Annotated in this window: 6 protein-coding genes; 5 read left to right on the top strand and 1 reads right to left on the bottom strand. The window is 68.4% G+C overall.

Features of this window, described 5'->3' with window-relative positions; genetic code table 11:
• Positions 1-1,152 (bottom strand): isochorismate synthase MenF (locus Q1V87_RS13095; RefSeq protein WP_300593676.1); only part of this gene is annotated, 1,152 nt, incomplete at its 3' end.
• A gap of 22 nt (positions 1,153-1,174) precedes the next feature.
• Between Q1V87_RS13095 and Q1V87_RS13100 the strand changes: the two genes are divergently transcribed.
• The 5 genes from Q1V87_RS13100 to Q1V87_RS13120 all read left to right on the top strand — a co-directional run.
• A complete protein-coding gene (locus Q1V87_RS13100) occupies positions 1,175-1,747 on the top strand; it encodes a DUF402 domain-containing protein (protein ID WP_300593679.1) in 573 nt (190 codons plus the stop codon).
• Between the two features lie 9 nt (positions 1,748-1,756).
• Positions 1,757-2,494, top strand: coding sequence for a demethylmenaquinone methyltransferase (locus tag Q1V87_RS13105; protein ID WP_300593682.1), 738 nt, complete (start codon positions 1,757-1,759; stop codon positions 2,492-2,494).
• Positions 2,495-2,503: 9 nt separating this feature from the next.
• The gene (locus tag Q1V87_RS13110) at positions 2,504-3,559 is read left to right on the top strand and encodes a polyprenyl synthetase family protein (RefSeq protein ID WP_300593685.1); all 1,056 of its coding nucleotides are present in this window, start codon (positions 2,504-2,506) and stop codon (positions 3,557-3,559) included.
• A 57-nt stretch (positions 3,560-3,616) separates the two neighbouring features.
• Positions 3,617-4,990: an FAD-dependent oxidoreductase gene (locus Q1V87_RS13115; RefSeq protein WP_292710698.1), complete on the top strand. Its 1,374-nt coding sequence runs from the start codon at positions 3,617-3,619 to the stop codon at positions 4,988-4,990.
• Positions 4,987-5,774, top strand: a 788-nt coding sequence (locus Q1V87_RS13120; protein ID WP_300593690.1) for a Bcr/CflA family efflux MFS transporter, incomplete at its 3' end; no start/stop codon positions are given. The genes Q1V87_RS13115 and Q1V87_RS13120, both read left to right, overlap by 4 nt.

The following is a 5,774-nucleotide window of genomic DNA, read 5'->3' on the forward strand; positions in this document are numbered from 1 at the left end:
GGCATCGTGCTGCGGCTGCACACCGATCTGTGCGCAGCGCAGGGCGATCGCCCACTCGCCGTCGCCGCGGGCGTCGATCCAGCCCACCGGTCCTGCATACCGTCCGCGGTCGAACGGTTCGAGGCGACGGATGACGGCGAGGGCTGCATCCGTCGGGGTGCCGGCGACAGCGGCTGTCGGATGCAGCACGCGCGCGAGGTCGAGCGCGGAGGCTCCGTTCGACAGTAGACCCGAGACGTCGGTGGCCAGGTGCCACAGGTTCGGCAGCTCGAGCAGATGTGGTTCGTCGGGAGCGACGAGATCGCGGGTGAGGGGTGCCAGCGCCTCCACGACGCTCGTGACCGCGAACCGGTGCTCGTCGAGGTCTTTGCGGCTGGCCTCCAGCGCGTGCGCAGCCGCGGCATCCTCGGCGGCATCCGCGCCGCGCGCCGTGGTGCCGGCGAGCACGCGCGCCGTCACGGCGCCCCGGTCGACGGTGATCAAGGTTTCGGGGCTCGCGCCGATGAGGCCGTCGACGGCGAAGGTCCATGTATCGGGGTAGTTCGTGGCCAGTGCGCGCACGAGCCGACGCAGATCCGCGTCGGCCGGGATCGTGCCGACGAGGTCGCGAGCCAAGACGACCTTCTCGACCTCGCCCGCCGTGATCGCCTCGATCCCCGAGCGCACCGCCTGCTGGTAGCCGTCAGGGTCGAGCGCGCCGGGTCCGAGCGTTGCGGACCAGTGCGGGCCATACGCACGGGGTTGGGGTCGGTCGGGCGGGAGCTCGTCTTCGTGACGGATCGTCGTCACCCACGCTCGACCGCCGTGGATCCCCGTGATCGTCTGCGGAACGACCAGGAACGACGGCGCCAGTGAGGCCGGGTCGAACCCGAGCGCTCCGAACCCGACCAATCCGGTGCCGGGCAACTGCAGCGGGTCATCGACGCGCGCGTCCGCCGCGATCTCGCGCCAGATCTCGGCGACCGGCCGGGACAGCGGCGCGGAACCTGCCCCGCCGATCTGCACTACCGGCCGGCCCGAACCGACGATGCCGTTGCCGCGCCGCAGCCACACCAGTGGGTTACGCGGATCAGTCAATGACAGCAGATCGGCGACCGGCTCGATCTCCCTGGTCTCGACCACCAGCGGTGGGAGACGGGGAGTGCGGGTCACCTCACCAGCCTAGACTTCCGGCGTGGATGCGGATCGACGCGGGCGCCCGGCGCCTGGCACGGTGACCCAGTTTCGGTGGCGCAAGTGGGACGGCGGCGTCCATTGGGTGCACGACTGCGTCTATCTCGGCCACGACAGCTGGGGGGAGTGGTTCGGGCAGCCGGCGGGCTGGCGCAGCATCCGTCCCGGGCGGGATGTCGTGACCGCCGGGCCGAACGTGACCCTCATGCCGCCGATCGGTGAGTACGCGATGACGGTCAACGCGGCGCCGTCGCGCACCCGCATCTACATCGACCTCGGCTGGGACATCGGCTGGTCACAGACCGCTCCCGGCGCCCCGGAAGGTATCGACATGGATCTGGATGTCGTGCGGGCCATCGACGAGCGTGGGATCTGGATCGACGATCGCGATGAGTGGGACGAGCACCGCGTCCACTACGGCTACCCGCCTCACGTGGTCGAGCGGCTCGAGGCGCTCGCGGTCGACCTCGAGCGGCGGGTGCGCGCGGCGGAAGCTCCCTTCAATGACGCGACGGCGGATGCCTGGCTCGAGCGCCTCGCCGCCCTGGGGCTTCCCCCTCAAGGGGCGTCCTAGACTCGACGCGTGACCCAGTCCCATCGCGCAGATCTTCAGAAAGACCCGGCCCGCGTCAGCGGGATGTTCGATGAGGTCGCGGCAGGCTACGACCGCACGAACACGATCCTGAGCGTCGGCAACGACCGTCTGTGGCGCATCGCGACGACGCGCGCGCTGTCGCCGCGTCCGGGTCAGCGCATCCTCGACCTCGCGGCAGGGACCGGCACCTCGAGCGTTGCGATCGCGCGGACGGGCGCCGAGGTCGTCGCCGCTGACTTCTCGCCCGGCATGATCGCCGAGGGGCGCCGTCGCCATGCGGGGGTGCCTGGCGTCAGCTTCGTCGAGGCCGATGCCACCAACCTGCCGTTCGAAGACGAAGAGTTCGACGCTGTCACGATCTCGTTCGGACTTCGGAACGTCCAGGATGCCGACGCGGGCCTGCGCGAGATGCTGCGGGTCACCAAGCCGGGCGGGCGCCTCATGATCTGCGAGTTCTCACACCCGACCTCTCCCGCGATCTCCGCTCTGTATCGGTTCTACAACGACCGCATCCTCCCTCCGATCGCGCGGCTGGTCAGTTCCAACGGCGACGCCTACGACTACCTCAATGAATCCATCCGGGCGTGGTCTGACCAACCGTCGCTGGCAGGCCGCATCCGGGCCGCGGGATGGACCGATGTGGCGTGGCGCAACCTGACGTTCGGTGTCGTCGCGCTGCACCGCGCTCGTAAGCCCGTCGGGGATGGTGGCTCCGAGCCCCGGTAGGCTTGTCCCGTGACCCCCTCTGCGTCAAGTTCCCGAATCGCGAGCCAGCTGGGTCTCGCGGAACGGATCTTCGCGGGCCCTCGTGCGCGCCGTCTCATCGACGGTGTCGAAGCAGGGCTGGATCGGGTCGATGCGAACCTCGAGCGTGAGCTTCACGTTTCGGATGCCCTCGCCGACGCGACAAGTCGGTACCTGTTCGATGCCGGCGGCAAGCGCGTGCGTCCGATGCTCGCTCTGCTGACCGCACACCTCGGCGACGGCGTCACAGAGGACGTCGTCGAGGCCGCCACGGCGCTCGAACTCACCCACCTCGGTTCGCTCTATCACGATGACGTCATGGATGACGCAGACAAGCGTCGGGGCGTGCCGAGTGCTCACTCGGTGTGGGGCAATAACATCGCCATCCTCACCGGCGACCTCCTGTTCGCCCGTGCGAGCCAGATCATGGCGCGCCTCGGGGAGGGGGCCATCCGGCTGCAGGCGAACACGTTCGAGCGACTCGTGCTCGGTCAGATGCATGAGACCGTCGGGCCGACGGATGCCGATGACCGCGTCGGGTTCTACCTGCAGGTGCTGGCAGACAAGACCGGATCGCTGATAGCAGCAGCCGCGCAGTCGGGCATCATCTTCAGCAACGCCCCCGGCGAGTACGAAGAGCCGGTGCGCACCTTCGGTGAGGCAGCCGGCGTTGCCTTCCAGCTTCTGGATGACGTCATCGACCTCTCGGCTGATCCCGATGAGACCGGCAAGGTGCCCGGAACCGACCTGCGTGCCGGTGTGCCGACGATGCCGTATCTGCTTCTCGCGCGCCGCGACGACCCCGAGGCCCGCGCTCTTCGCGACAGGATCGACGAGGGTGTCGCCCGGATCGCCGACGGTGAGGACCCCGCGCTGCTGGACGAGCCCCTCGCGATGCTGCGCACCGACAGATCAACGCGCGAGACGGTGGAACTGGCCAATGCTTGGTCGCGCGATGCGATCGCGGCACTCGATCCCATCCCTGACGGCCCGGTCCGCGAAGCCCTCACGAGGTTTGCGCAGGCCGTCGCCGACCGCTCGAGCTGAGGCCGTCCCGGCGCTCTCGCGCCGATTCACCGTGCTCTCGCGTCCCGAAAGGAACACATGACCACTCTGAGGTTGGCCATCGTCGGCGCAGGCCCGGCGGGCATCTACGCTGCTGACATCCTGCTGAAGGCGGAGCGCGCGTTCGACGTGTCGATCGACCTGTTCGAGCAGCTGCCTGCCCCGTACGGCCTCGTTCGGTATGGCGTGGCTCCCGATCACCCGCGCATCAAGGGCGTCATCACGGCCCTGCGCGAAGTGCTCGACAGGGGCGACATCCGCATCTTCGGCAACGTCGAGTTCGGTCGCGACATCACGCTCGACGATCTGAAGCGCCACTACAACGCCGTCATCTTCGCTACCGGTGCCGTTCGGGATGCGACCCTCGACATCCCGGGGATCGACGCCGAAGGGTCGTATGGCGCTGCCGACTTCGTGAGCTGGTTCGACGGGCATCCCGACGTGCCTCGCACCTGGCCGCTCACCGCGCAGTCGGTCGCTGTCGTCGGCAACGGCAACGTCGCCCTCGACATCACCCGGATCCTCGCCAAGCACGCCGATGATCTGCTTCCCACCGAGATTCCGGCGAACGTCTACGAGGGTCTCAAGGCCTCGCCGGTGACCGACGTTCACGTCTTCGGCCGTCGCGGCCCCGCGCAGGTCAAGTTCACCCCTCTCGAGTTGCGCGAGCTCGGCGAGCTGCGGGATGTCGACATGGTCGTCTACGACGAGGACTTCGACTACGACGAGGCATCCCGTACCGCGATCGAGAGCAACAAGCAGGTCAAGGTCATCGACCGCGTTCTGCAGGAGTGGCGGACTCGCCCGGGCGTGAACAACGCCGGGGGGACGGCGTCCCGTCGCCTTCACCTGCACTTCTGGGCGCGACCCGTCGAGGTGAAGGTGGACGAGACGGGTCATGTGTCGGGCTTCGTCTACGAGCGCACGCGTCCCGACGGGCAGGGCGGTGTCGCCGGAACCGGTGAGTTCCGCGAGGTTCCCATCCAAGCCATCTACCGCGCCGTCGGCTACTTCGGGTCACCTCTTCCCGAGGTGCCCTTCGATGAGCGGCACGGTGTCATTCCCAACCACGAGGGGCAGGTTCTTCGCGCCGACTCCAATGAGCGGGCGCCGGGACTGTACGCGACCGGATGGATCAAGCGCGGCCCGGTCGGCCTGATCGGTCACACCAAGTCGGACGCGATGGAGACCGTCCGTCACCTCATCAACGATCAGGGTTCGTGGTGGCAGCCCGAAGACCCGTCGGAAGCCGCTATCCCCGCGCTCCTTGCCGAGCGAGGCGTGCGGTGGACGGACCTTGAAGGTTGGCATCGCCTCGATCAGCACGAGATCGGCCTCGGCGAACCCCAGGGGCGTGCCCGCATCAAGGTGGTGCCTCGCGACGAGATGGTCACCATCTCTCGAGGCGAGTGAGTCCCCCGCGGAGGCTGTCGCCGGGGCTGATCGCAGCTCTCGGCTTCGTCTCCGCTGTCGGTCCGTTCGCGACCGACATGTATCTCGCGTCCTTCACCGACATCGCGGGCGACCTCGGCGTTGATGCCGCCGCCGTGCAGCTCACGCTGACCTCCTTCCTCGTGGGCGTTGCGGTCGGGCAGCTCGTGCTCGGACCCTGGTCCGATCGCGTTGGGCGTCGGCCGGTCCTCATCGTGGGCGGGGTTGTCTTCGCTCTGTCGAGCATCGCGCTGGTGTTCGCCCCGACGATCGCGGTGTTCGTCATCCTGCGTTTCGTGCAGGGATTCGCGGGGTCGGCAGGCATGGTCCTCGGGCGCGCCGTGGCTGTCGATCTCAGCCCCAAGGACACGGCGGTGCGCGCACTGAGCCTCATCGTGGTGGTCGTCGGGGTTGCGCCGCTGGTCGCACCGCCGATCGGCGGTCTGCTCAGCGAGTTCGTTGGCTGGCGCGGAGTGATGGCTGCGCTTGCGATCGTTGCGGTGGTAATGCTGGTCGTGTCGCTGGCTCTTGTTCCGGAATCCCTTCCCGTCGAGCATCGCCACACCGCCGGGATGTCGCAGACGCTCGGTGCTTTTCGCGCGCTGCTCGCCGACCGGGCCTTTCCCCTCTACGCGGGTGCCTACGCGCTCACGTTCGGGGCGATCATGGCGTACGTGTCGGCATCGCCGTTCGTCGGTCAGGTGGTGCTCGGGATGTCGCCGACGGTGTACTCGGTCTCGTTCGCTGTTGCGGCCAGCGGCGTCAT

This window comes from Microbacterium sp. (assembly GCF_030149085.1).
Lineage (GTDB): Bacteria > Actinomycetota > Actinomycetes > Actinomycetales > Microbacteriaceae > Microbacterium.

Excerpts from the sequence above, each read along its gene's own strand:
- Q1V87_RS13115 (WP_292710698.1), top strand. The coding sequence starts at position 3,617 with ATGACCACTCTGAGGTTGGCCATCGTCGGCGCAGGCCCGGCGGGCATC.